22 protein-coding genes are annotated in these 22,139 nt (G+C 73.2%); 13 read left to right on the top strand and 9 right to left on the bottom strand.

Going from position 1 to position 22,139, the window contains the following annotated elements:
- Positions 1 to 52: 52 nt before the first annotated feature.
- The 3 genes from AC3RJ8_RS16370 to AC3RJ8_RS16360 are packed head-to-tail and all read left to right on the top strand — an operon-like array spanning position 53 to position 3,500.
- Positions 53 to 796 carry a TetR/AcrR family transcriptional regulator gene (locus AC3RJ8_RS16370; RefSeq protein WP_489713608.1) on the top strand — a complete coding sequence of 248 codons (744 nt, stop codon included), beginning with the start codon at positions 53 to 55 and terminating at the stop codon, positions 794 to 796.
- A complete protein-coding gene (locus tag AC3RJ8_RS16365) occupies positions 793 to 1,827 on the top strand; it encodes an ABC transporter ATP-binding protein (RefSeq protein WP_489713607.1) in 1,035 nt (344 codons plus the stop codon). Before AC3RJ8_RS16370 ends, AC3RJ8_RS16365 begins: the two co-directional genes overlap by 4 nt.
- On the top strand, positions 1,824 to 3,500 hold the full coding sequence (locus tag AC3RJ8_RS16360) for an ABC transporter permease (protein WP_489713606.1): 1,677 nt from the start codon (positions 1,824 to 1,826) through the stop codon (positions 3,498 to 3,500). The genes AC3RJ8_RS16365 and AC3RJ8_RS16360 overlap by 4 nt, the downstream gene beginning before the upstream one ends.
- A gap of 13 nt (positions 3,501 to 3,513) precedes the next feature.
- On the opposite strand, the gene AC3RJ8_RS16355 is transcribed toward AC3RJ8_RS16360, so the two are convergent.
- Positions 3,514 to 4,302, bottom strand: coding sequence for an SDR family NAD(P)-dependent oxidoreductase (locus AC3RJ8_RS16355; protein WP_489713605.1), 789 nt, complete (start codon positions 4,300 to 4,302; stop codon positions 3,514 to 3,516).
- An 86-nt stretch (positions 4,303 to 4,388) separates the two neighbouring features.
- Here AC3RJ8_RS16355 and AC3RJ8_RS16350 point away from each other — a divergent pair, with 86 nt between their 5' ends.
- From AC3RJ8_RS16350 to idi, 5 genes are all read left to right on the top strand, one after another.
- Positions 4,389 to 5,003, top strand: coding sequence for a TetR/AcrR family transcriptional regulator (locus AC3RJ8_RS16350; RefSeq protein WP_489713604.1), 615 nt, complete (start codon positions 4,389 to 4,391; stop codon positions 5,001 to 5,003).
- Between the two features lie 9 nt (positions 5,004 to 5,012).
- Positions 5,013 to 6,440 (top strand): amino acid permease, encoded by a 1,428-nt coding sequence (locus AC3RJ8_RS16345; protein WP_489713603.1) that lies wholly within the window; start codon positions 5,013 to 5,015, stop codon positions 6,438 to 6,440.
- Positions 6,433 to 7,098, top strand: coding sequence for an MOSC domain-containing protein (locus AC3RJ8_RS16340; RefSeq protein ID WP_489713602.1), 666 nt, complete (start codon positions 6,433 to 6,435; stop codon positions 7,096 to 7,098). Before AC3RJ8_RS16345 ends, AC3RJ8_RS16340 begins: the two co-directional genes overlap by 8 nt.
- Positions 7,099 to 7,189: 91 nt before the next feature.
- Complete coding sequence (locus AC3RJ8_RS16335; protein WP_489713601.1) at positions 7,190 to 8,833, top strand: HNH endonuclease signature motif containing protein; 1,644 nt, start codon at positions 7,190 to 7,192, stop codon at positions 8,831 to 8,833.
- Between the two features lie 18 nt (positions 8,834 to 8,851).
- On the top strand, positions 8,852 to 9,445 hold the full coding sequence (gene idi / locus AC3RJ8_RS16330) for an isopentenyl-diphosphate Delta-isomerase (protein WP_489713600.1): 594 nt from the start codon (positions 8,852 to 8,854) through the stop codon (positions 9,443 to 9,445).
- 8 nt (positions 9,446 to 9,453) lie between these two features.
- On the opposite strand, the gene AC3RJ8_RS16325 is transcribed toward idi, so the two are convergent.
- Positions 9,454 to 9,984, bottom strand: coding sequence for a PH domain-containing protein (locus AC3RJ8_RS16325; protein WP_489713599.1), 531 nt, complete (start codon positions 9,982 to 9,984; stop codon positions 9,454 to 9,456).
- A 4-nt stretch (positions 9,985 to 9,988) separates the two neighbouring features.
- Positions 9,989 to 10,612 carry a histidine phosphatase family protein gene (locus AC3RJ8_RS16320; protein WP_489713598.1) on the bottom strand — a complete coding sequence of 208 codons (624 nt, stop codon included), beginning with the start codon at positions 10,610 to 10,612 and terminating at the stop codon, positions 9,989 to 9,991.
- A 123-nt stretch (positions 10,613 to 10,735) separates the two neighbouring features.
- Here AC3RJ8_RS16320 and AC3RJ8_RS16315 point away from each other — a divergent pair, with 123 nt between their 5' ends.
- Both AC3RJ8_RS16315 and AC3RJ8_RS16310 read left to right on the top strand, forming a co-directional pair.
- Positions 10,736 to 11,206: an NfeD family protein gene (locus AC3RJ8_RS16315; protein ID WP_489713597.1), complete on the top strand. Its 471-nt coding sequence runs from the start codon at positions 10,736 to 10,738 to the stop codon at positions 11,204 to 11,206.
- Between the two features lie 45 nt (positions 11,207 to 11,251).
- A complete protein-coding gene (locus AC3RJ8_RS16310; RefSeq protein WP_489713596.1) occupies positions 11,252 to 12,727 on the top strand; it encodes a flotillin family protein in 1,476 nt (491 codons plus the stop codon).
- Positions 12,728 to 12,807: 80 nt separating this feature from the next.
- Here the strand turns inward: AC3RJ8_RS16310 and AC3RJ8_RS16305 are convergent, their stop codons facing one another.
- Complete coding sequence (locus AC3RJ8_RS16305) at positions 12,808 to 13,437, bottom strand: RNase H family protein (RefSeq protein ID WP_489713595.1); 630 nt, start codon at positions 13,435 to 13,437, stop codon at positions 12,808 to 12,810.
- Positions 13,438 to 13,659: 222 nt separating this feature from the next.
- Between AC3RJ8_RS16305 and AC3RJ8_RS16300 the strand changes: the two genes are divergently transcribed.
- A complete protein-coding gene (locus AC3RJ8_RS16300; RefSeq protein ID WP_489713594.1) occupies positions 13,660 to 14,766 on the top strand; it encodes a VIT1/CCC1 transporter family protein in 1,107 nt (368 codons plus the stop codon).
- Between the two features lie 64 nt (positions 14,767 to 14,830).
- Positions 14,831 to 15,127: a GNAT family N-acetyltransferase gene (locus tag AC3RJ8_RS16295; protein ID WP_489713593.1), complete on the top strand. Its 297-nt coding sequence runs from the start codon at positions 14,831 to 14,833 to the stop codon at positions 15,125 to 15,127.
- Positions 15,128 to 15,137: 10 nt separating this feature from the next.
- Here the strand turns inward: AC3RJ8_RS16295 and pgm are convergent, their stop codons facing one another.
- The 3 genes from pgm to AC3RJ8_RS16280 all read right to left on the bottom strand — a co-directional run bounded on the left by pgm (position 15,138) and on the right by AC3RJ8_RS16280 (position 19,535).
- Positions 15,138 to 16,820: a phosphoglucomutase (alpha-D-glucose-1,6-bisphosphate-dependent) gene (pgm, locus tag AC3RJ8_RS16290; RefSeq protein WP_489713592.1), complete on the bottom strand. Its 1,683-nt coding sequence runs from the start codon at positions 16,818 to 16,820 to the stop codon at positions 15,138 to 15,140.
- Between the two features lie 76 nt (positions 16,821 to 16,896).
- A complete protein-coding gene (locus tag AC3RJ8_RS16285) occupies positions 16,897 to 17,832 on the bottom strand; it encodes a 3-oxoacyl-[acyl-carrier-protein] synthase III C-terminal domain-containing protein (RefSeq protein WP_489713591.1) in 936 nt (311 codons plus the stop codon).
- Complete coding sequence (locus AC3RJ8_RS16280) at positions 17,829 to 19,535, bottom strand: thiamine pyrophosphate-binding protein (RefSeq protein WP_489713590.1); 1,707 nt, start codon at positions 19,533 to 19,535, stop codon at positions 17,829 to 17,831. The genes AC3RJ8_RS16285 and AC3RJ8_RS16280 overlap by 4 nt, the downstream gene beginning before the upstream one ends.
- Before the next feature lie 241 nt (positions 19,536 to 19,776).
- On the opposite strand from AC3RJ8_RS16280, the gene AC3RJ8_RS16275 reads away from it, so the two are divergent.
- Positions 19,777 to 20,250, top strand: coding sequence for a nitroreductase family deazaflavin-dependent oxidoreductase (locus tag AC3RJ8_RS16275; RefSeq protein WP_489713589.1), 474 nt, complete (start codon positions 19,777 to 19,779; stop codon positions 20,248 to 20,250).
- 2 nt (positions 20,251 to 20,252) lie between these two features.
- On the opposite strand, the gene AC3RJ8_RS16270 is transcribed toward AC3RJ8_RS16275, so the two are convergent.
- Both AC3RJ8_RS16270 and AC3RJ8_RS16265 read right to left on the bottom strand, forming a co-directional pair.
- The gene (locus AC3RJ8_RS16270) at positions 20,253 to 21,839 is read right to left on the bottom strand and encodes a Na+/H+ antiporter NhaC family protein (RefSeq protein ID WP_489713588.1); all 1,587 of its coding nucleotides are present in this window, start codon (positions 21,837 to 21,839) and stop codon (positions 20,253 to 20,255) included.
- A 12-nt stretch (positions 21,840 to 21,851) separates the two neighbouring features.
- Positions 21,852 to 22,028 (bottom strand): hypothetical protein, encoded by a 177-nt coding sequence (locus AC3RJ8_RS16265; protein WP_489713587.1) that lies wholly within the window; start codon positions 22,026 to 22,028, stop codon positions 21,852 to 21,854.
- Positions 22,029 to 22,139: the final 111 nt, after the last annotated feature.

Here is a 22,139-nt window from a genome sequence, read left to right as displayed (position 1 = left end):
CAGCCCGATGCCCCCTTGCGGGCGGGCTGAACACGCGTTTAGTCTGTTGAACATGAGTTCAACCGAGCCGGGACAGCCGGGACGAGCGGTGCCTGAGGGCACCTCGCCGACCGGGCGCCCGCCGTCGGACGGAAGCACGCGCGACCGCATCCGCGACGCCGCCGTCCTGCGGTTCGCGAGCTCGGGCTTCGGCACGTCCGTGCGCACCATCGCCGCCGACGCCGGGGTGAGCGCCGCGCTCGTCATCCACCACTTCGGCTCCAAGGACGCCCTGCACCGCGCCTGCGACGAGTTCGTGCTCCGCTGGATCGTGGGCGCCAAGCGGCAGAACATGGGCAAGGCCACCAACGGGCAGCTCCTGCAGGTCATGGCCGAGGTCGACGAGTTCGCGCCGCTGCTGGGCTACGCCGTGCGGTCGCTGCAGGCCGGGGGAGAGGTCGCCCGCGCCTTCGTGCAGCACATGATCGACGACGCCCAGGTCTACACCCGCGAGGCGGTGGCCGACGGCATCGTCAAGCCCAGCCTCGACGAGGACGCCCGGGTGCGCTACCTGACGCTCTCCGCGCTCGGCACGCTGCTGCTCTCCCTCACGCTCGACCCGCCGGACGACCCGGAGGACGTCGGGGCGAACGTCCGCGCCTTCATGACCGAGCAGTACCTGCCCATGATCGAGCTCTTCACCCAGGGCTTCCTCACCAGCCGGCGCATGCTCGACGACTACCTGCTGTACGTCGGCGACCCGCCGTCGGACGGTGCTCACCTCGCCGCCACCGACACCGACGAAGAGGAACCATGACCACCACCGCGCCGGGCGCCACGCCCGCGATCGAGATCCACGACCTGCACAAGCACTTCGGGCCCACCCGCGCGCTCGACGGCCTCGACCTGACCGTCGACCACGGCCAGGTCGCCGGCTTCCTCGGCCCGAACGGGGCCGGGAAGTCCACCGCCATCCGCGTGCTCCTCGGCCTGCTGCGCGCCACCTCCGGCAGCGCCCGCCTGCTCGGCGGCGACCCCTGGTCCGACGCCGTGTCCCTGCACCGGCGGCTGGCGTACGTCCCGGGCGACGTCAGCCTGTGGCCCAACCTGTCCGGCGGCGAGTCGATCGACTACCTCGCCCGGCTGCGTGGCACGCCCGACAAGCGGCGCAAGAAGGAGCTGCTCGAGGCGTTCGAGCTCGACCCCACCAAGAAGACCCGCACCTACTCCAAGGGCAACCGGCAGAAGGTCGCGCTCGTGTCGGCGTTCATGTCCGACGTCGACCTGCTCGTCCTGGACGAGCCGACCTCCGGGCTCGACCCGCTCATGGAGGCCGTCTTCACCGAGCACGTCCGCCAGGCCAAGGGCCGCGGCACCTCGGTGCTGCTGTCGAGCCACATCCTGTCCGAGGTCGAGAAGGTGTGCGACACCGTGACGATCATCCGGGCGGGACGGGCCGTGGAGTCCGGCACGCTCGACGAGCTGCGCCACCTGACCCGCTCGAGCGTCACCACCGTGGTCTCCGGCGACCCCGACGCCCTCGTCGGCCTGCCGGGCGTGCACGACGTCGCCACCGTCGCCACCGAGGAGGGCGCCCGGGTGACGTTCGACGTCGACAACACCGAGATGGCGGGGCTGCTCACCGCGCTGAGCGGGCTCGGCGTGCAGAGCTTCACCGCGGCGCCGCCGTCGCTGGAGGAGCTGTTCATGCGGCACTACGGCGACGACGTCACGGACGGTCCCGACGGTCCCGACGGCGGGCCGGGCCCGTCGGCCGACGACGGCGGCGCGGGCGGCGAGACGTCCGGCCGGCGTTCCGGGGCACGCAGCGAGGCGGGCACGCGATGACCTCCACCCTGCATCGCCCCGCCCCGGCGGTGGCGCCGTCGGGCGGCTCGACGCTGACCGGCACGGGCCGGATGATCCGGTTCGTCCTGCGCCGCGACCGCGTACGCCTGACCGTGTGGACCCTGTCGCTCGTCGCGTTCTACGCCTGCTTCACGTTCGCCCTCGGCCTCATGTCCGAGACCGAGGGGGCGCTGCAGGCGCGAGCCGCCCTCATGGAGACGCCGTCCGGGATCGTCATGGGCGGGCCCGGCTACGGCACCGACGACTACACCGTCGGTGCGGCGCTGGCGAACGAGGGCACCGTGTGGGTGGTGCTGGCGCTCGCGATCATGAGCATCCTGCACGTCGTGCGCCACACGCGTGCCGAGGAGGAGTCCAGCCGGTCGGAGCTCGTCCGCGCCAACCCGGTCGGCCGGCACGCCCCGGCGGTCGCCGCCGTCGTCACGCTGTTCGTCGTCAACGCCGTCATCGCGGTCGTCTCGGCGTTGGCGATGACCGGGACGGGCGGCAGCGAGGAGCTGCCGCTGGCCGACTCCCTCGGGATGACCGTCGGCTCGGGCCTGAGCGCGATGGTCTTCGGCGCGATCGCCCTCGTGTTCTGCCAGCTCTCCGAGCACGCGCGAGGTGCCACCGGGCTCAGCATGGCCGCCTTCGGCACCGCGTTCGTGGTCCAGGTGGCGGGGAACCTGCGCGAGGTGCCCGGCGGTACCACGCTGTCGTGGGTCTCGCCGATCGCGTGGGCGCAGCAGACCCGGTCCTTCGTGGACCTGCGGTGGTGGCCGGTGACGCTCAGCCTCGTGGCGATCGTCGTGCTGCTCTGGTTCGCCTCGGTCCTGGCGTCCCGCCGCGACTTCGGCGGCGGCATGATCGCCGGTCGCCCGGGCCGCGCGGACGCCCGGGCGAGCCTGCGGGGTCCGCTCGCGCTCGCGTGGGTCCAGCAGCGGACGGCGCTGATGTGGAGCTGCCTCGGGCTGGGCCTGATGTGGCTGGCGTCGGGCACCCTCATCCCGGAGATCGGCGACATGATCGGCGACCTCCTGACGGACAACCCGGCGATGCAGGCCATCTTCGGCGACGACACGACTCAGTTCGAGGCGGCGTTCCTCGGGGCGATCATGCTCTACGGCGCCCTGTGCGCCGCCGCGTACGCCATCGTCATGGGGCTGCGCCCCAAGGTGGAGGAGACGTCGGCGCGTGCCGAGATCACGCTGTCCGCCCCGGTCTCCCGCGGTCGGTGGCTGGGTGCCCAGCTCGTCGTCGCGGGGCTCGGCACCGTCGTGCTGCTCGCGGTGGGGGTCTACGCGCTGTGGGCCGGTGCGGCCTCCGTCGGCGTGACCGAGCCCGGCCTCGGCACCTACACGGGGGTGCTCGCCGCCTACGCCCCGGCCGTGCTCGTCTACCTGGGGCTGACGGCCGCGCTGTACGCCTGGGTGCCGCGGGCGACCGCCGCCGGGTGGGCGCTGCTGGCGTACACCTTCGTCGTCGGCATGTTCGGCGGCCTCATCGAGGACCTGCCGGAGGCGGCGCACTGGGTCTCACCGTTCCACTGGGTGCCGGAGGCGTTCGTCGCCGACTTCGACCCGGGGTCCTTCGTCGGGCTCAGCGCCGTCGCGGTGGTGCTGTTCGTCCTGGCGTTCGTCGGGTTCCGCCGGCGCGACCTGCACTCGACCTGACCCGTCGGGGCCGTCAACCGGCCATCGCGCGCGCACCGGCGGCCAGGACCGCGCGGCGGGGGAGCACGCGGGTGGCAGCGCCCAGGAGCCGGTTGGCGGTCCCCGAGACGACCATCGACGGTGGCCGGCGGCGATCGAGCGCCCGGAAGAGCGTGTCGGCCACCTGGTCCGCCGTCTCGAACCGCCCGACGGCCGGTTCCTCGGACCCGACCACGTCGAAGAACTCCGTCCTCGTCGCGCCGGGGCACAGGGCGATCGCGTGCACGCCGGACCCCCGCAGCTCGACCGAGAGCGCCTCGGTGAGGCTCAGGACGAACGCCTTGCTCGCCCCGTAGGCGGCCATGTGCGGCAGGGGCTGCAGGGCGGCGGTGCTGGCGACGTTGACGACGGCCCCGGAGCCGACCGCGAGCAGGTGCGGCAGCATCCCGCGGGTCAGCGTGGTCAGGGACGCGACGTTGAGCGCGATCATCTGGTCGAGGCGGTCCGGGTCGGTGTCCGCCACGTCGCCGTAGGTGCCGAAGCCGGCGTTGTTGACGAGGGTGCCGACCCGCAGGTCGCGCTCGCGGACGGTGTCGAGCACGTGCTGCCGGCCCTCGGCGGTGGCGAGGTCGGCGGTGACGGTGCCCGCGGTGATCTCGTGCTCGGTCTGCAGCCGGTCGGCGAGCGCGGTGAGGCGGTCGCCGCGGCGGGCGACGAGGAGCAGGTCGGCGCCGCGGGCTGCGAGCCGGGCGGCGAGAACCGCACCGATGCCGGCGCTCGCTCCGGTGACGACGGCGGTCGAGCCGGTGAACGTGATGGCCATGGTGACCTCCTGGTCGGGCTGGGGCTCGAATGTAGGCACTGCCTACCGAAGTTGTCAATGGCTACATCGAGGCTAGACTCGACGGTGTGGCACCCGCACCGGACTCCTCCTACCATCACGGGAACCTGCGCAGCGCCCTGCTGGCCCGGGCGGAGGAGGTGCTGGCCGCCGACGGCGTGGACAGCCTCTCGCTGCGGGGCCTGGCGCGGGACCTCGGCGTCAGCCACGGCGCGCCGGCACGCCACTTCCGCGACCGGCAGTCACTGCTGGACGCGCTCGCGCTGAGCGGCTTCCAGTGCCTCGACGCCGCCCTCGACGCGTGCGACGGCGACTGGTCGCGCCGCCTGCGCGAGCTCGCGCGGACCTACGTCACCTTCGCCACGGCGAACCCCGCCCTGCTCGCCGTGATGTACGACGTCAAGCACCACCCCGACGCCAGCATCGCGCTGCGCGTCGAGGCCTCGCGGGGGATCGACATCCTGGCCGGTGCGCTCCGCGACGGGCAGCGGGCCGGTGAGGTGACCGCGGGCGACCCGCGCGAGCTGGCGCTGGTGCTGTTCGCCGCCGTCCACGGGGTCGCTCAGCTCGGGACCGGCGACCTGCTGGACGGCGCGGCGACGGAGGACGTGCTCGACGCCACCCTGGCCGTGTTCGGCCGCGGTGTCGCCGCCGGGCCGGGCGGCGCCGTGCCGACCGGTTAGCGTTCTCGGGTGACGATCTCACCCGACCCTGCGCGCACCCCCGCCCCGACGGGAGGTGCCGAACCGCTCGCCCACGGCCTGCGCCCGCGGCACCTGACGATGATGGGTCTCGGCTCCGCGATCGGTGCGGGGCTGTTCCTCGGGTCCGGCGAGGCGATCGCGACCGCCGGGCCGGCGGTGCTCGTCAGCTACGCCATCGCGGGCGCGATCGTGGTGGCCGTGATGCGGATGCTGGCCGAGATGGCCTCCGCCCTGCCCGCGTCGGGATCGTTCTCCGTCTACGCCGAGGTGGCGCTCGGCCGGTGGGCCGGCTTCCTCCTGGGCTGGCTGTACTGGTTCATGCTCATCATGGTGCTGGGCGTCGAGGTCACCGGTGTCGCGGAGATCGTCTCCGGCTGGTGGCCGGCCGTGCCGCAGTGGGCGGTCGCGGGCGCCGTCGTCGCCGTCTTCGGAGCGATCAACCTGGTCGGCGTGCGGCAGTTCGGCGAGGCCGAGTTCTGGTTCGCCCTGATCAAGGTCGCCGCCATCGTGGCGTTCCTCGCCGTGGGCGTGCTCATCGTGCTGGGCGTGATCCCCGTGGCCGGCAGCGTCCTCGGCGACTGGGCCGCGCACGGCGGGTTCGCCCCTGCCGGGGTGGCGGGCGTCGCGGCAGGGCTCCTCGCCGTCGCGTTCGCGTTCGGCGGCATCGAGATCGTGGCGATCGCGGCCGCCGAGGCCCGCGACCCCCGCGACGCCGTGGCACGCGCCACCCGCACGATCCTGTGGCGCATCCTGTTCTTCTACCTCGGTTCCGTCGCGATCATCGTGGCGCTGCTGCCGTGGGACGACGCCGACGCCCTGACCTCCCCGTTCGTCGCCGTCCTGGAGATGGCCGGGTTCGGTGGCGCCGCGCGACTCATGGAGGTGGTGGTCGTCCTGGCCCTGCTCAGCGCCTTCAACGCGCAGGTGTACGGCACCTCGCGGATGCTGTTCTCGCTCGGCGAGCGCCGTGACGCCCCGGCGGCGACCACGCGGGTGTCGCGGCGCGAGGTGCCCTGGGTGGCGGTCCTGGTCTCGGTGTTCTTCGGCGTCGTCGCCGTGCTGCTCAACCGGCTCCTGCCCGAGGCGCTGCTCTCCGTGCTGCTCAACGCCGTCGGCTCCGCGCTCTTCGTGGTCTGGCTGCTCATCACGCTCTCGCAGCTCCGGCTGCGACCCCGCCTGGAGGAGGAGGCCGCCCGTGCCGGTGAGCCGATGCGCCTGCGGATGTGGGGCTACCCGTGGCTCACCTGGGTCACGCTGGCGGCCCTCGTCGGCCTGGCCGCGCTCATGCTGTCCGACGAGGCCGCGCGCGCCCAGCTCGCCGCCACGGCGGGCCTCGTGCTCGTCATCCTCGGCGCGTTCCTCGTGCGCCGGCCGTTCGCACGACGGCACGGGTGGGACGATGTCCGCCATGGGTGAGCTTCTCGCGGTGTGCCGCGTCCACCAGCTGTTGCCCGACGCCGGCACGGTGGGGATCACGGCGATCGACAAACGTCCCGTCGAGGGCCGGATCAAGGCCGGACCGTTCGGGTTGTACGCCGACGTCCAGGCGGACCGGGCGAACCACGGGGGTCGCGACCAGGCCGTCTACGCCTACGCCGCCGAGGACGCCGCGTTCTGGGAGCCGGAGCTCGGGCGGGAGGTCGTCCCGGGCCTGTTCGGGGAGAACCTGCGGACCCGCGGGCTGGAGGTGTCCGGCGCGCTGATCGGGGAGCGGTGGCGGATCGGGTCGGCGCTCCTCGAGGTGACCCAGCCACGGACCCCGTGCGCCACCTTCGCCCGGCGGTTGGGCTCGCCACCTCGCTGGGTGCGCCGGTTCACCGAGGCCAACCGGGTCGGCGCCTACCTGCGGGTCGCCGAGCCCGGGGAGCTCGGCGCGGGCGACCAGATCGAGGTGGTGTCCCGCCCGGCGCACGGGGTGTCCGCGGCGGACTGGTTCGGCACGTGGAGCGCCGGTGCTCCGGCCTTCGCCGCGGCGGCGGAGCTGGCGGCCGCCCTGCGCACGTCCGCCGAGGCCGGCGAGGTACGGCTGAGCGACGAGATGGCCGGGCGGGTCGCCAAGGCCCTGTCGCGCTGAGCAGGACCCCCCCGCATCGGCCCTGGTCACGGGCTCGTCCTGTCGCACCTACCTCTTGCGCGCCCCGCCGTGCTTCGCTAGGGTCGAACACATGTTCGAAGACGACGCTTCCCTCCCGGCGCGGCACGTCGCCGGGTCTCGTCGTGCACGAACCTCCGGACCCGGGGCGGCCGGTGCCCCGACCGCCCCGGGTCCGCAGCCCTCCGGCGCTGTGCCCGGGCCGGCCGTCGCCGGGCTCCTGGACGACGACGCCACGGGGCTCGAGGACGAACTCGCCGACCTGCTCGCGGTCCACGTCGGTGCGGCGCACCCGTACACCACGTTCGAGCTCCGTCCCGGGGCCACCGACCAGGCCTTCGCCGCGCGGCTGCCCGACAGGTCCGGCCCCGCCCTCGACGCGCCGTTCGCGGACGGCCCCGGCCCGTCGCTCGTGGCGGCGCTGGCGGACCTCGACCCGGCGGGTCTCGACGACTCCTCCCTCGTCGACCTCCTGGCGGCGTGGGAGCGGCTGGCCGCGTGGGCGCAGGCCGGCTCCGCGGCGGCACTCGGGGAGCTGCTGCAGCGGACCCGCGGGTCGGCCCGGCACGAGTTCGTCGTCGACGAGGTCTCGGCCCGGCTGGGGCTGAGCCGGCACGGCGCCGCCCAGCACGTCGCGGTGGCCCACGGTGCGCACGCGGTCCCCGAGGTGGCGGACGCGATGCGGGCGGGAGCGGCCGACCGACGCAAGGCCGAGGCGCTGGTCTCGACGGGCAGGCTCGACGACGCCCGACGGCGCGCGGTCGTCCGCGAGCTCCGCCCCGATCTCGAGCACCTCACGGTCCGGCAGATCCGCGACCGGCTGCGACGGGCGGAGATCGCCGCCGACCCGGACGGCGCCGCCGCACGGCACGAGACGGCGCGGCGCACCCGCTCCGTGGTGCTGGAACCGGTGGACGACGCGATGGCCTACCTGACCGCCTACCTCCCCGCCGACGACGCCGCGCGGGCCTTCGCAGCGATCGACGGGACGGGCGTCGCGATGCACAGGACCCCTGGAGAGGTGCGACGGCTCGACGAGTGCCGGACCGACGCGTTGGTCGCCCTCGTCACGGGAGCCGTCGCACCTGTCGCCTCGGGCGTCTCGTCCAGCCCCGAGTCGTCCAGCCCTCCGGCTCCCGGCGTCCACGATCCCGCGGCGAGGACGCAAGCTCCCCGGTCGTCGTCCGCCGTCCAGGTCACCATCGCGGCCTCGACGCTGCTCGGCACCGACGATCTCCCGGCGATCCTGGCGGGCTACGGCCCGATCCCGGCCCCGATGGCGCGGACGATCGCCACCGATGCCGACGCGACGTGGCAGCGGATCCTCACCGACCCGGTCTCCGAGGTGCTGATCGACCGCTCGCCGCGCTCGTACCGCCCGAGCCCTGCACTGCGCGCCGCCGTGGTGGCCCGCGACGCCACGTGCACGTTCCCCGGCTGTTCCGTGCCGTCGTCGCGCTGCGACCTGGACCACCTCGAGCCGTTCGAGCCGGGTCGTGACGGTCCACAGACCCACGGCGACAACCTCCACCCCCTGTGCCGCACGCACCACCGTGCCAAGACGACCGGCGGCTGGTCGGTGGCGCGGGACCCCGTCACGGGGGCGAGCACCTGGACGTCACCCACGCAGCACCGGTACGTGCGCGCGCCGTACCGGGCGGTCCCGGTGCGCTCCCGGCCGCTTCCCCGGGCCGACGATGCCCCGCCGCCGTTCTGAGCGTGCCAGGATGGACCGATGGAGTCGCACACGCCTGTCACGGCCGACCATGTCGTGACCTGCGACGACGCCGGTCGCAAGATCGGTACCGTCGCTCGCGCCGAGGTACACACCACCGACACGCCGCTGCATCTCGCCTTCTCCTGCTACCTGCTCGACGCCGAGGACCGGCTACTCGTCACCCGACGTGCGCTGGTGAAGCGCACGTGGCCCGGGGTGTGGACCAACTCGTTCTGCGGGCACCTGCGGTGGACGGAGAGCACCGAGCAGTCCGTGGTCCGGCACGCCGCGCACGAGCTCGGCGCCGAGGTGGCAGGCATCGAGCCGGTCCTCCCTGGCTTCCGCTACCGCGCCGTGGACGCCTCGGGGATCGTCGAGAACGAGATCTGCCCCGTCTACGTCGCACGGGTGGTCGGGGGAGTGGCGCCCAACCCTGACGAGGTGTCGGAGCACGTGTGGGCCCCCGCCGACCAGGTGCGCACCGCCGTCGCGGCGACGCCGTGGGCGTTCAGCCCGTGGATGGTGCGCCAGCTCGCGGACGCGACCGCCCTCCCCGCGTCGGACCGGTCGTCCGGCGCGCAGGAGCTCGCCCACGCGCTCGGCCTCGCCTGACGGGCTGCCTAGCGGACCCGGCGGCGCGGCTCCCGCGGCGGCCACTCGCCGTCGTCGGAACCGTCGTCGGCCGCGAAGAGCAGCTCCTGCAGCCGGCGGTGCACGTCCTCGACGTCGGGGACGTCGTGCAGCACCATGCCCTGCTTCTCGGTGGCGTCGGAGACCACGAGGGTCCCGCAGCCGAACATGCGGTCGACGAGCCCCTTCTCCATCGCGACGTCGTTGATCCGGTAGAGCGGGATGTCGCGTCCCACGCGAGTCACCAGCCCGAAGCGCATGGCGATCCGCTGGTTCGTCACCGAGAACGACGTGGTGCGCCACTTCAGCCACGGCAGGAACACCCAGACCACCGCGACGAGGGCGAGCACCCCGAGCCCGACCCATCGACCGACGCCCTCGGGCACCAGCGTCACGACGGCGACGGCGCCGACCAGCACGGCGACCAGCAGCGCCGCCGGCCACACCAGGGCCTTCGGGTGCTCCCGCAGCTCCATGACGACGTGCTCGCCGTCGATGAGGTTCTTCTCGCTCAGCGCCATGGCGTCATCCTGCCACCTGGTTCCAGGCCTCGATCGTGGCCAGCCCGTGCGAGCTGCCGAGCGTGCAGATCGCCGCGGTGCCGAGCTCGAGGCGCGCACCGAAGGCGGGTTCGACGCCCAGCCACGCCGTCGCCAGCACGCGGAGCAGGTGGCCGTGCGCCACGGCCAGGACGGTGCCGCCGTCGTCGAGCGTCCGACGAGCCCGCGCGACGAAGCGGTCGGCGCGCCGGCGGACGTCCGCCAGGGACTCACCGGGTCCGGCGTCGTCGGACGGCAGCACCTGCACGCCGTCCCGGAAGATCTCGTAGTCCCGGCCGAGCAGCCCGGAGATCTCCGCGGAGGTGCGGCCCTCGACGGGGCCGTAGTCCCACTCGGCGAGGTCAGGATCCACGACGGCGTCGGGGAAGCCGGCGAGCTGCGCCGTCCGGTGGGCACGGGCCAGGGGCGAGCAGTACACCGCGGCGGGGGACAGCCCGGCCAGCCGGCTCCCCGCGTCCCGCGCCTCACGCTCTCCGCGGGGCGTGAGCGCCAGGTCGGTGCGGCCGGTGTGCTTCCCGGCGGCCGACCAGGGGGTCTCGCCGTGCCGGAGCAGGACGAGGCGGGGCGTGTCCGTGTGCGGCAGGTCCATGGACCGATCGTCTCGCAGACCCGGCCGGATCGTGGAGGGAGTCGCGCCGATCCGTCCGGATCTGGCATTCTTCACACGCTCGGCACAACTCGACATGATCAACCTCGACGCTCGGAGCTCAGCGTGCTCGTCTTCGTCCTCATCGGTGCGGCCGGCCTCCTGCTGCTCCTGCTCTCGCTCGTCGTCGGCGAGCTCCTCGACCTGGGGGACGGCGCCCTGTCCGGGACGTCGCTGGGCGTCGGTGCCGTCGTGTTCGGGTCCGTGGGGTCCATCGTGACCGTCAACGGGCTGCCCGTGTGGGTGGCCTACGCGGCGTCCGCCGTCGTGGGGCTGCTCGCCGCGGCCGTCGCCCAGCTCATGATCCGGCGCCTCAGCGCCACCGAGGACAACGCGAACGTATCTCTCGTGGGTGTCCAGGGGACCGCGGTCACCGACATCACCCAGTCGTCCGGCGAGGTGTCGCTGGACGCGGTGAGCGAGCTCGAGCGTCGCCTCGCGTGGTCGCTCGAGCCGATCGCCGAGGGCACGCGCGTCGTCGTGCTCGAGCACCAGCCCAACAGCGTGCGCGTCGGGCCGTACCGGCCCGAGGCGTAGTCAACGCCCACCCCTCCCGGAAGGAGCCGCGCTCCGGCGCGCACCATGACCGACTCCAGCTTCGTGACCACCGTCTCGGTGGTCGCCATCGTCATCGCGTTCCTCGCGGTGGGGATCTTCGTCGCCCAGCGCATCCGACGGGTGCCGCCGAACCAGGCCCTCGTCATCGTCGGCCGCGGTGCCGGCCGCAAGGACGTCTCCGGGCAGAAGGTCGTCATCGGCGGCCGCACGTTCGTCTGGCCGATCCTGCAGCAGGGCTTCGCGATCTCCCTGGAGCAGCGCCAGATCGGCATGACCGTCGAGGGCGTCGACGCCAACCGCATCAAGATCGCGATCAAGGCGTCGATCAACTTCAAGGTCCGCGGCGACGAGGAAGGGGTGCGTCGTGCGGCGCAGCGCTTCCTGTCCCAGCAGGAGCTCCTCACGGAGATCATCGCGGAGTCCCTCGAGGGGTCGCTGCGCTCCATCGTCGGCGACATGTCGATCGAGGAGATCATCTCCGACCGCAAGGGTCTCTCCGACCGCGTCGTCGAGTCCACCAAGAAGGACCTTGCCGAGCAGGGCCTCCAGGTCGACATCCTCAATATCTCCGACATCTCGACGCCGGGGTCGGACTACCTCGCCAACCTCGGCCGCGCCGAGTCGGCACGCGCCCGTCAGGTCGCCGAGGTCTCCGAGGCCGAGGCGCAGCGCGCGTCGGAGTTCGCGGTGATCGAGGCCGCCGAGCAGATCGCCGAGCGGCAGAAGGCCCTCGACCTCAAGAAGGCGGCCATCAAGGCCGAGACCGACCGGGCGCAGGCCGAGGCCGACGCGTCCGGTCAGCTCGCCCGCGCCGAGCAGGACCGCGTCGTCGCCCAGCAGGAGCGCGAGGCGCTGTCGGAGAAGGCGCGCGTGGAGCAGGAGCGCCTCGACATCGAGATCCGCAAGCCGGCCGAGGCCAAGGCATACGCCGAGGTCCAGGAGGCCACCGCACGGCGTGACTCGGAGAACGCCGCTACGGAGGCGGAGGCGTTCAAGCGCAAGACGATCGCCGAGGCGAACAAGACGGCCGCGATCCAGGACGCCGAGGCCGCCGCCGAGTCGGTCCGCCGTGCCGGTGAGGCCGACCGTGACCGACAGGTCGCGCAGGCCGAGGGTATCCGGGCCGAGGGTGAGGCCCGTGCGGCCGCCACCGAGGCCGAGGGCCGCGCGGAGGCCGCCGCCACGGACGCCAAGGCCCTCGCGCTCGAGAAGTACGGCGAGGCCGCCCTCGTCCAGGAGCTCATCGAGCGTCTGCCCGAGATCGTCCGCGCCGCGGCGGAGCCGATCGGCAACATCCAGGGCATGACCGTGGTCTCGACCGACGGCGCGTCCGCGATCACGAAGAACGTCAGCAGCGTCCTCGGCGAGGGCCAGGCCGTCGTCAAGGAGCTGACCGGGGTCGACATCAACCAGCTCATCGCCGGCATCGCGAACCGGGACGGCGGGGCCCAGGCGGTCTCCAGCTCCAACGGTGCAGGGAGCAACGGCTCGTCCAACTGAGGGCGGCATGCTGCCGGAGGGCCCGCACGATCCCGACGGATCGTGCGGGCCCTCCCGCGTTCCGCGACGGAGCCCGTGGCTCAGTCGAAGAGCGTGTCCAGCTCCCAGCCCGGACCGGACGTCGCCGAGCCCCGCGACCGGTCGCTCCCGGCGGAGGGGACCCCGACCGGCTCCGGGTCCCGGACCGAGGGACCCGGCAGGGCGTGCTCGCGCTGCTCCCGACGGGGCAGACCGGCGTCCTCGGCGTCCAGGAGGAGGCCCTCGACGGCGCCACGGCCGGCGGCCCAGTCGTCGGCGGCCAGCCGGGCGAGCTCCTGGGCGCGCTGCATGAAGGGGCTGTCGACGTGTCCGCGGACCCAGCGGAACCGCACGGGGCCGCCGCGGTCGATGATCGCGCGGTCGAGAGCCTGCACCAGCTCGAGATGCTGCACCGGCCCCCCGGACGCTGTCCGCCAGCCGTGCGCCTTCCACCCCTCCAGCCACTCGGAGGCGCAGCGGATCGCGTACTGCGACGCCGACTCGACCAGCAGCGGCTCGTCACCCGGATGAGCATCGACGGCGTGGCGCAGCGCGGTGAGGTCGGCGACCTGCGTGGTGCCGTCGACGGCACCACCGGAGTCGAAGCGGCCGGAGTCATGGGCGACCCACGCCCACCCGATCGCGCCGCCCGAGTCGCTCGGGCTGGAGCCGTCGGTGCTGACAATGATCACGCCGGTGTCCCTCGGTGTTCCTCGGTGTCCACGGAGTCCGTCGCCGTGGAGGGCAACGGGGAACATTGTGCCCTGCCCCGGTGACATCCCGGTGAATCCCCAGCATACGGATCGCCGAAACCCGGTCCGTGGACTGCCGCAACGGCTCGTGGCCGCGCCCCGGAACCCCGCTGGCCGCGCCCCGGAACCCGCTGTCCGCCGTCGGCGGGGATCATGGTGCCCATGGACGCCGCCACGCCCACCCCCGACCGCACCCCGGCCGCCGTCCGGCGGTGGCGCCGCTACCTGGCGGCCGAACGCGCCGAGGCCGCGGTGTACCGCGACCTCGCGTCCCGCCGCACCGGCGAGGAGCGTGAGATCCTCCTGGCCCTCGCCACCGCGGAGAAGCGCCACGAGCAGCACTGGCTCGATCTGCTCGGCGACGACGTCGGCATGCCGCTGCAGGGGGACCCCCGCACCCGGTTCCTCGCCTTCCTCGCGCGCCGGTTCGGCGGGGTCTTCGTCCTCGCCCTCGTCCAGCGGGCCGAGTCCCGGTCGGTCTACGGGCGCGAAGAGTTCGCGACCGCCCAGATGGCCGCCGACGAACAGATCCACGAGGAGGTCGTGCGCAGCCTTGCCACCCGCGGGCGCAACCGTCTCTCCGGGACCTTCCGGGCCGCCGTCTTCGGTGCCAACGACGGTCTCGTGTCCAACCTCGCCCTCGTGCTCGGGATCGGGGCGTCCGGGGTCGCGACCGGGACGATCCTGGTCACGGGCGTCGCCGGGCTGCTCGCCGGCGCGTTGTCGATGGGCGCGGGGGAGTACGTCTCGGTGCGTTCGCAGCGCGAGCTGCTCGAGGCGTCGACACCCGACCCGGAGGCCGCCGACGCGTTGCCCCACCTCGACGTCGACGCCAACGAGCTCGCGCTCGTCTACCGGGCGCGGGGGCTGGAGGCCGACGCCGCGCAGGTCCGTGCCGACGCCGTGCTCGCACGGCTCGGTGCCACCGGCGTGACCGAGAGCCTGGACACCGACGCCGAGGGTCACGAGCGCTCGGACGCGCACGAGACGCACGGCACCGCCTGGGGCGCGGCGGTCTCGAGCTTCTGCTTCTTCGCCTCCGGCGCGATCGTGCCGGTGCTGCCGTACCTCCTGGGGATGTCGGGCGCCGCGGCGGTGGTCGTCGCGTGCCTGCTGGTCGGGGTCTGCCTGGCCGTGACGGGGGCCGTGACCGGGCTGCTGTCGGGCACCTCGCCCGTCACCCGGGCGCTGCGCCAGCTCGCCATCGGCTTCGGCGCCGCCGGGGTCACGTATGCGTTGGGGCTGGCGTTCGGCACCTCCGTGGCGTGACGGGCGCGACGTGCGTCCCGGTCGTGCGCTGGCGTCCATGACCGTCTGTCACCAGGATGGGCAGATGAACGCCCCTCGCCCCGCCGTGACCGTCCGCGACGACAGCTCGCGCCGTGTCTTCCTCGCCCTGCTCGACGACGGCACGGAGGCCGGTGGCGCCTACTACCGGCGGCGCGACGGCGTCGTGACGTTCACCCACACCGAGGTCTCCCCGGAGCTCGAGGGACAGGGCGTGGGGTCGGCGCTCGCCGCCGGGTCGCTGGACCAGGTGCGGGCGGCCGGCGAGCGGATCGTCGCCCTGTGCCCGTTCATCGAGGCCTACGTCGACCGGCACCCGGAGTACCAGGACCTGCGCGCCTGAGCCGGGCGCCTCAGGCCAGGGCGTCGCCGACCACCTGCTTGGCCGCCGCCTGCACCTCGGCCAGGTGGTCCGCGGAGACGAAGGACTCGGCGTAGATCTTGTAGACGTCCTCCGTGCCGGACGGCCGCGCCGCGAACCACGCGTCCGACGTCGTGACCTTCAGCCCGCCGATCTTCGCCCCGTTGCCCGGTGCCTCCGTCAGCTTCGCGGTGATCTCGGAGCCGGCGAGCGTGGTCGAGGAGACCTGCTCCGGCGAGAGCGCGGCCAGCCGGGCCTTCTCCTCGCGGGAGGCCGGGGCGTCGACGCGGGCGTACCAGGACTCGCCGTGCTCGGCGACCAGGTCCGCGTGGTGCTCCGACGGGGACCTGCCCGTGGTCGCGAGGATCTCCGCGGCCAGGAGGGCGAGCAGCAGACCGTCCTTGTCCGTGGACCACACCCGGCCGTCGGTACGCAGGAACGACGCCCCGGCGGACTCCTCGCCGCCGAAGCCGATCCCGCCCTCCAGCAGCCCGGGCACGAACCACTTGAACCCGACCGGGACCTCCGTCAGGGTGCGGCCGAGCCCCGCGGCCACCCGGTCGATGAGCGCGGAGGACACCAGCGTCTTGCCGATCGCGGCCCCGGCCGGCCACTGCGGACGCGCGCCGCCGTACAGGTAGCCGATCGCCACCGCGAGATAGTGGTTCGGGTTCATCAGCCCGGCGTCCGGGGTGACGATGCCGTGCCGGTCGGCGTCAGCGTCGTTCCCGGTGGCGACGTCGAAGGGCGCGGCCCCGCCGTCGGGCCGCATGGTTTCCACGAGCGAGGCCATGGCGTGCGGGGACGAGCAGTCCATGCGGATCTTGCCGTCCCAGTCCAGGGTCATGAACGACCAGCGCGGGTCGACGCGCGGGTTCACGACGGTCAGGTCCAGGCCGTAGCGCTCGCCGATCGCCCCCCAGTACTCCACGGAGGCGCCGCCGAGGGGGTCGGCGCCGATGCGCACGCCCGACTCGCGGACGGCGTCCAGGTCGAGCACGTGGGCGAGGTCGTCGACGTAGGTCGACAGGTAGTCGTGCTTGTGCGTCGTCGCGGCGGCCAGCGCAGTCTCCAGCGAGACCCGGTGGATCCGGGACAGGCCGCCCTCGCGCAGCAGCTGGTTCGCGCGGTCCGCGATCCAGCCGGTCGCGTCCGAGCCGGCCGGACCGCCGTGCGGCGGGTTGTACTTGAACCCGCCGTCGCGCGGCGGGTTGTGCGACGGCGTCACGACGATCCCGTCCGCGAGCCCCGGCCCCGAGGTGCGCACGCCCTCGTCGGACGTCGCGCCGTTGTGCAGCAGGATCGACTGCGAGACGGCGGGCGTCGGCGTGAAGGAGTCCCGGGCGTCGACCATCACCGTGACGCCCGCGCCGGCGAGCACCTCCAGCGCCGTCTGCCAGGCCGGCATCGACAGCGCGTGCGTGTCGCGGCCGATGAACAGCGGGCCGTCGGTGCCCTGCGCCGCCCGGTACTCGACGATCGCCTGGGTGATCGCCGCGATGTGCGCCTCGTTGAACGCCACGTCCAGGCTCGAGCCACGGTGGCCCGACGTGCCGAACACGACCTGCTGGGCGGGGTCGTCCACTTCGGGCTTGCGGTCGTAGTAGGCGGCGACCACCTGGTCGACGTCGATGAGGTCCTGGTCCTGGGCCGGCTGGCCTGCGCGCTCGTGCATGTCTCGATACTGCCAGGCGGGACGGGGTGTGTCTCCCCCCGCCGCGACGAGCGGACGACCTGGTCGACGAGCCTTCCTAAGAGGTCGGACCATGTCGTGACAGGAGCACCGCGGTGATGTGAAGGCCGGTCCCCACGGCGACGATGACGACGTGCGGTGTCTGCACGTGCGGGAGGTGCTCGGCAAGAGTCACAGGGTAGGTGGCGCTGGTCATGTTGCCGTGCTCCGCGAACGTGTCGGGGTAGGCGCGGGGCCGGACGACGTCGGCCCAGTGGTCGAGCAGGGCACGGGAGCCCTGGTGCGTGATGAGTGTGACGTCCTCGGCCCGGACACCGTATCGCTCCAACAGCTCGCGCACGACGATCGGGACGTCGTCTCGCAGGTAGTCATAGAGCTCGATGTCCATGTGGTAGATCGGACGAAGGTCGCCGGACCCGTCGCGCGTGCGGAGCGCCATCGTCATGCGCTCGTAGTCCTTCCCCCGGGTGTGCGTCACCGAGCCGACGGCGGCGAACCCCGCACCGGGACCGAGCAGGGCGGCGCCCGCGGCGTCGGACGCGGCCACCGCGTACTCCTGCGTGGAGTCGACGTTCCGTGTCCAGCCGGATCCGGCGACGACGAGCGCGTGCCGGCAACCTCCCGCTGTCGCGGACTCGGTGGCCTGCAGTATGCCGACGACGAAGTTCGAGAACTCGCTGTTGATCGGCACGACGAGCGCGTCCGGCCGCAGCCCGATCCGTTCGTGCACCCGGTAGAGAGGGTTCGGTGTGGGATAGCGCGCCACGGAGACGTAGCCGTACAGCCGGTCCACGGCGTCGGCGGCGACCCCCGCCCGCGCGATCGCGTGGAGGCATGCTTCGACCGCGAGGTCCTCGGCCTCTTCGCCGTCGACCAGGACGTGGCGACGGCCAACCCCCGTGAACCGTTCCGACGGGTCACTCGCGGCCTCCCGGTCCGTGGGTGGGAAGGCCGTCCCGCAGCCGAGCACGACTGTCGGTCTCGGCGCCGTCACGTGCGCACCTTCAGCGTCTCGGCGCGCGCCTCGAGCGACCAGGCGACCTCGTCGGGGTCCACGTGGACATCGAGCACGACCGGCCCCGTCGGCAGCGCGGTGCCGTCGAGCACCTCGTCGATGGCTGCCTCGAGGTCCGCCACCGTACGTACCACCAGGGCTCGGGCACCGAAGCCCAGCGCGACGGTGGCCACGTCGATGGGCGCCACATACATCGAGCCGACGGCGCGGGAGAACATCAGCTCCTGCAGGTTGGCCACCATGGCGTTGCCTGCGTTGTTGAGCACCACCCACGCGACGGTCACCCCCAGCTCCGCTGCTGTGTGGATCTCCGGGCACGTCATGGCGAACGCGGCATCGCCCACGACGGCGACGACGGGGCGGTCCGGACGTGCCAGTGCGACACCCACCGCGGCCGGCACCGTGTAGCCCATGCAACCGACGTTGAGCGAGCAGTAGACCTCGCGTCCGGCGCCGGCGCGGTAGTGCTCACCCATCCAGCACAGGGAGTTGCCGTTGTCGATCAGCAGAAGAGTGTCGTCCGGCAGGCGACGGTCGAGCACGCGGGCGACCTGCGAGCCTTGCAGCGTGTCGGGGACCAGCGCGGGTTCGGCCGTGTCCTGCGACGAGCGCGTCAGGGTTCCCGCTACCGGGGACGTCGGTCTGACGATCCCGCGCTCGTCGAGCTCGTCCGCCAGGGCGTGGAGCAGCAGGGCGACATCGGACTGCACCAGATGGTCGGCTCTCATCGCGCGACCGAGTTGACGCCGGTCCACGTCCACCTGCCAGACGGCGCGGTTCTTGACGAGGCGCTCGTCCCAGCCGACGGTGGAGACCTCGCCGAGCGAGCTGCCCAGTACGAGCAGCAGGTCGACCTCCTCGTCCAGCACCGCTTCGGGCGTGTGCGGGTTCATCCCGTACGTCCCGTAGACCCCGAGCGCGAGCGGGTGCCGCTCGGGGAAGGTGCTCTTGCCCTTCATCGTGGTCGCGACGGAGAGGCCGAGCCGTTCCGCGACGTCGACGAGACCGGACTCCGACCGGGCGTTCTTGGCGCCCTGACCCGCCAGCACGAGCGGCCGACGCGCGGAGACGAGGGCTTCGGCGAGCCCTCTGACGGCGGCCGGGTCTGGATGCGGCGGGGACGCTCCAGGTCCGGTGGTGACGTCCGGCCGGGGCACAGGCCCGGCCAGGATGTCGGCCGGCAGCGCCAGGTGGGCTGTTCCGGGCACGGGCGACGTCGCAGCGGCGATCGCTCGGAGGGTCAGGAACTCGAGCTGACGGGCGTCGGCAACAAGGGCCGACATCTTGGTGACGGACCTGAACATGTCCACGAGGTCCGCGCTCCAGTCCCCGCCGCTGGAGTCTTGCAGCGCTCCGCGCCCGAATAGCGGCACAGGGACCTGGCCGGCGAGCAGCAGGACTGGTGCGCCGTCGCTCGTGGCGCTGGCCGCTGCCGTCACCGCATGCATCGTGCCCGGTCCGGAGCTCACGCAGGCGACTCCGAGACCTCCGCCCGCCTGGGCGAACCCCTCGGCCATGAAGACCGCGCCCTCCTCGTGCTTCGCCAGGACGAACTCGAGGCCCGGGTGGCTGTCGACGCGGTCGAGCAGGGACAGGAGAGGCCCACCGGGGACGCCGAAAAGACGGCGGACCCCGGCACGGGCGAGGAGGTCGAGGAGCAGGTCAGCGCCGGTCCAGGTCATCGTCGTCTCCAGCGTGGCGGTGGCGGTGGCGGGCTACGGTGACGGAGTCTTCCGCTTCCTCAGCGCGTCGGCCCGCCCCCAGGACCGACTCACACAGCGAGTGTGCCGGAGATGCGCCGGGACTGCACTCGGAACTCTGACCGGACCGTCGGCCATGCCGCCGGGCGTCGACCCGCCACCTGGTCCAGGGTCCGGTGCGCCTCCGATGGCCCGCGACCTCGGACGTCAGTACGGTCGGACGGTGAACCTTGCCTCGCGTCTGCTCCGCACCCGCTGGTTGGTCCGCGCGCCGATCACGCTCTTCCGCGCGGGCCTGGGGTTCGTCCTGGGCCCGCGGTTCCTCATGCTGCAGCACCGCGGTCGCCTCAGCGGCGAGGCGCGGTACGTCGTGCTCGAGGTGACGGACCGGCCCGCACCGGACCGGATCGTCGTCGTCTCGGGCATGGGGCCGACGGCGCAGTGGTACCGCAACGTCCTGGTCGAGCCGCGGGTCCTCGTCTCGACCGGGACCCGCCGGGACGTCCGCGCGCTCGCGCACGCGCTCCCGCCCGACGAGGCGGCCGCCGTCCTGGACCGCTACGCGCACGAGCACGCCGGGCCGTGGGCGGCGCTCCGACCTGTCCTGACCGAGTGGGCCGAGCCGCTGGCGGCCGCCGGCGCCGCGGAGCGGTGGGAACAGGTCGTGCCCGTGGTGGAGCTGCAGCTGCTGGACTGATCTCAGGCGGTGGTGCGGTCGGGGTCGCCGAGCGGCCGGCGCACGGCCCGGGCGACCGCCACGAGCACGCCGAGGGCCACGACGACGACCAGGAGCCCGACGGCGGTTCCGGCCCCCAGCGCGACGGCCACATAGCCCGCCAGCGCGGCCAGGCCGGCGGCGCCCGCGTACGGGATCTGGGTCAGCACGTGCGTGATGACGTCGGAACCGGCTCCGGTGGAGGACAGGATCGTGGTGTCGGAGATCGGCGACGCGTGGTCGCCGAGCACGGCGCCGGCCAGGACGGCGCCCAGGGCGGGCAGGAGGAGGTCGGTCTCGCCGACGGTGTTCATGATCCCGCCGACCAGGGGCAGCAGCAGCGCGAAGGACCCCCAGGAGGTCCCGGTGGCGAACGCCATCGCGGCCGCGAGGACGAAGATCACCGGTATCAGCCAGCTCGCCGCGAGGTCCGCGTCCTCGACCAGGCCGCCCAGGTAGGCGCCGGTCCCGAGCTGGTCGATGAGCCCGGTGAGCATCCAGGCGAGGACCAGGATGCTCACGGCCGGCCACATCGACCGGACGCCCTCGACCCACCCGCGGCCGAAGTCCCGCCCGGAGAAGCGGGGGTTCGGCGAGGTGTAGCGCAGGTAGTAGTAGACGGCGGCCACGAGCCCGAGCAGCCCGCCGACCATGAGGGCGGCGCTGGTGTCGGTCTCGGCGAGGATGTCGACCACCGACCAGCTGCCGGCGGCCGCGTACCCGGTCCAGACGATGCCGGCCAGCACGCCGACGACCAGCAGGACGAACGGGACGAACAGGGCGCGCCGGGCGCCGGGCTCGTGCACCGGCAGGTCGTCCGAGAGCTGGCCGGGCACGGTGGCGTCCTCGGCGAAGGTGCGGCCGTCGGTGACGGCCCGCTCCTCCTCGCGGCGCATCGGTCCGACGTCGAGCCGCAGGACGACGGCGAGCCACACCATCAGCACCGCCGCGATCGCGTAGTAGTTCGCGGCGGCCGCGCCGAGGAAGGCCTGGACGCTCGAGGTGGTCAGGGCCGACGCCGCGACGATCGGCGCGAGGAGGCCCATGATGTAGGCGCCCCAGCTCGAGAACGGCGCCAGGACGGCGACGGGCGCGGACGTCGAGTCGATGAGGTAGGCGAGCTTGGCGCGGGACACACGGTGCCTGTCGGTCACCGGGCGGGAGACCTGCCCGACGGCGAGGGCGTTGAAGTAGTCGTCGATGAAGATGACGATCCCCATCACCGCCGGCAGCACCTGTGCGCCGCGGCGGGTGCGGATGCGCTCCACGGCCCAGTCGGCGAACGCCTTCGTGCCGCCGGACATCATGATGAACGCCGCGATGACGCCGAGCAGCAGCGTGAACGCCAGGATGTACACGTACCAGGTGTTGACCGCGCCGTCGGTCCAGAAGATCACCGCGAAGGACTCCCCGACGAGGCGCACGGTCTCCAGCGGGTCGAGGTCAGCGACCAGGAGCGCCGCGACGAGGATCCCGGCCCCGAGGCTGATGATCACCTTGCGGGTGATCACCACCAGGGCGATGGCGACCACCGGTGGCAGCAGCGTCAGGGCCGGGTAGCTCTCGAGCATGCGGTCCGGCCGTCAGCCGGCGTCGAACCGGCGACCGTCCGCCTGCTCGCTCTTCTCGTGGCCGGCGTCCTCCGGCGGCGGGGCGTCGGCGAACCGCGGGTCGGTCACCGTCGTGTCGCGTCGCACCAGCTCCAGGGCGAAGGCGCTGGGCGGCACACGGGGGTCGCGCTCGGGTGCGTGCGTGGTCATGCGCTGCTCCTTCCGTCGTCTGCCACCGTAGGCGCGGTGGGCCGGGCCTGCGCGCTGTGCACCTCCGACGCGCGGGATCGAGCGCTCCGTCTTACGGTGATGTGCGCGAGC

Source organism: Isoptericola sp. MSGPD8_1_ISO-PGPR-S23-394 (genome assembly GCF_058072785.1).
The sequence above is the reverse complement of the archived record's forward strand: the minus strand, read 5'-3'. Positions and strand labels throughout refer to the sequence as shown.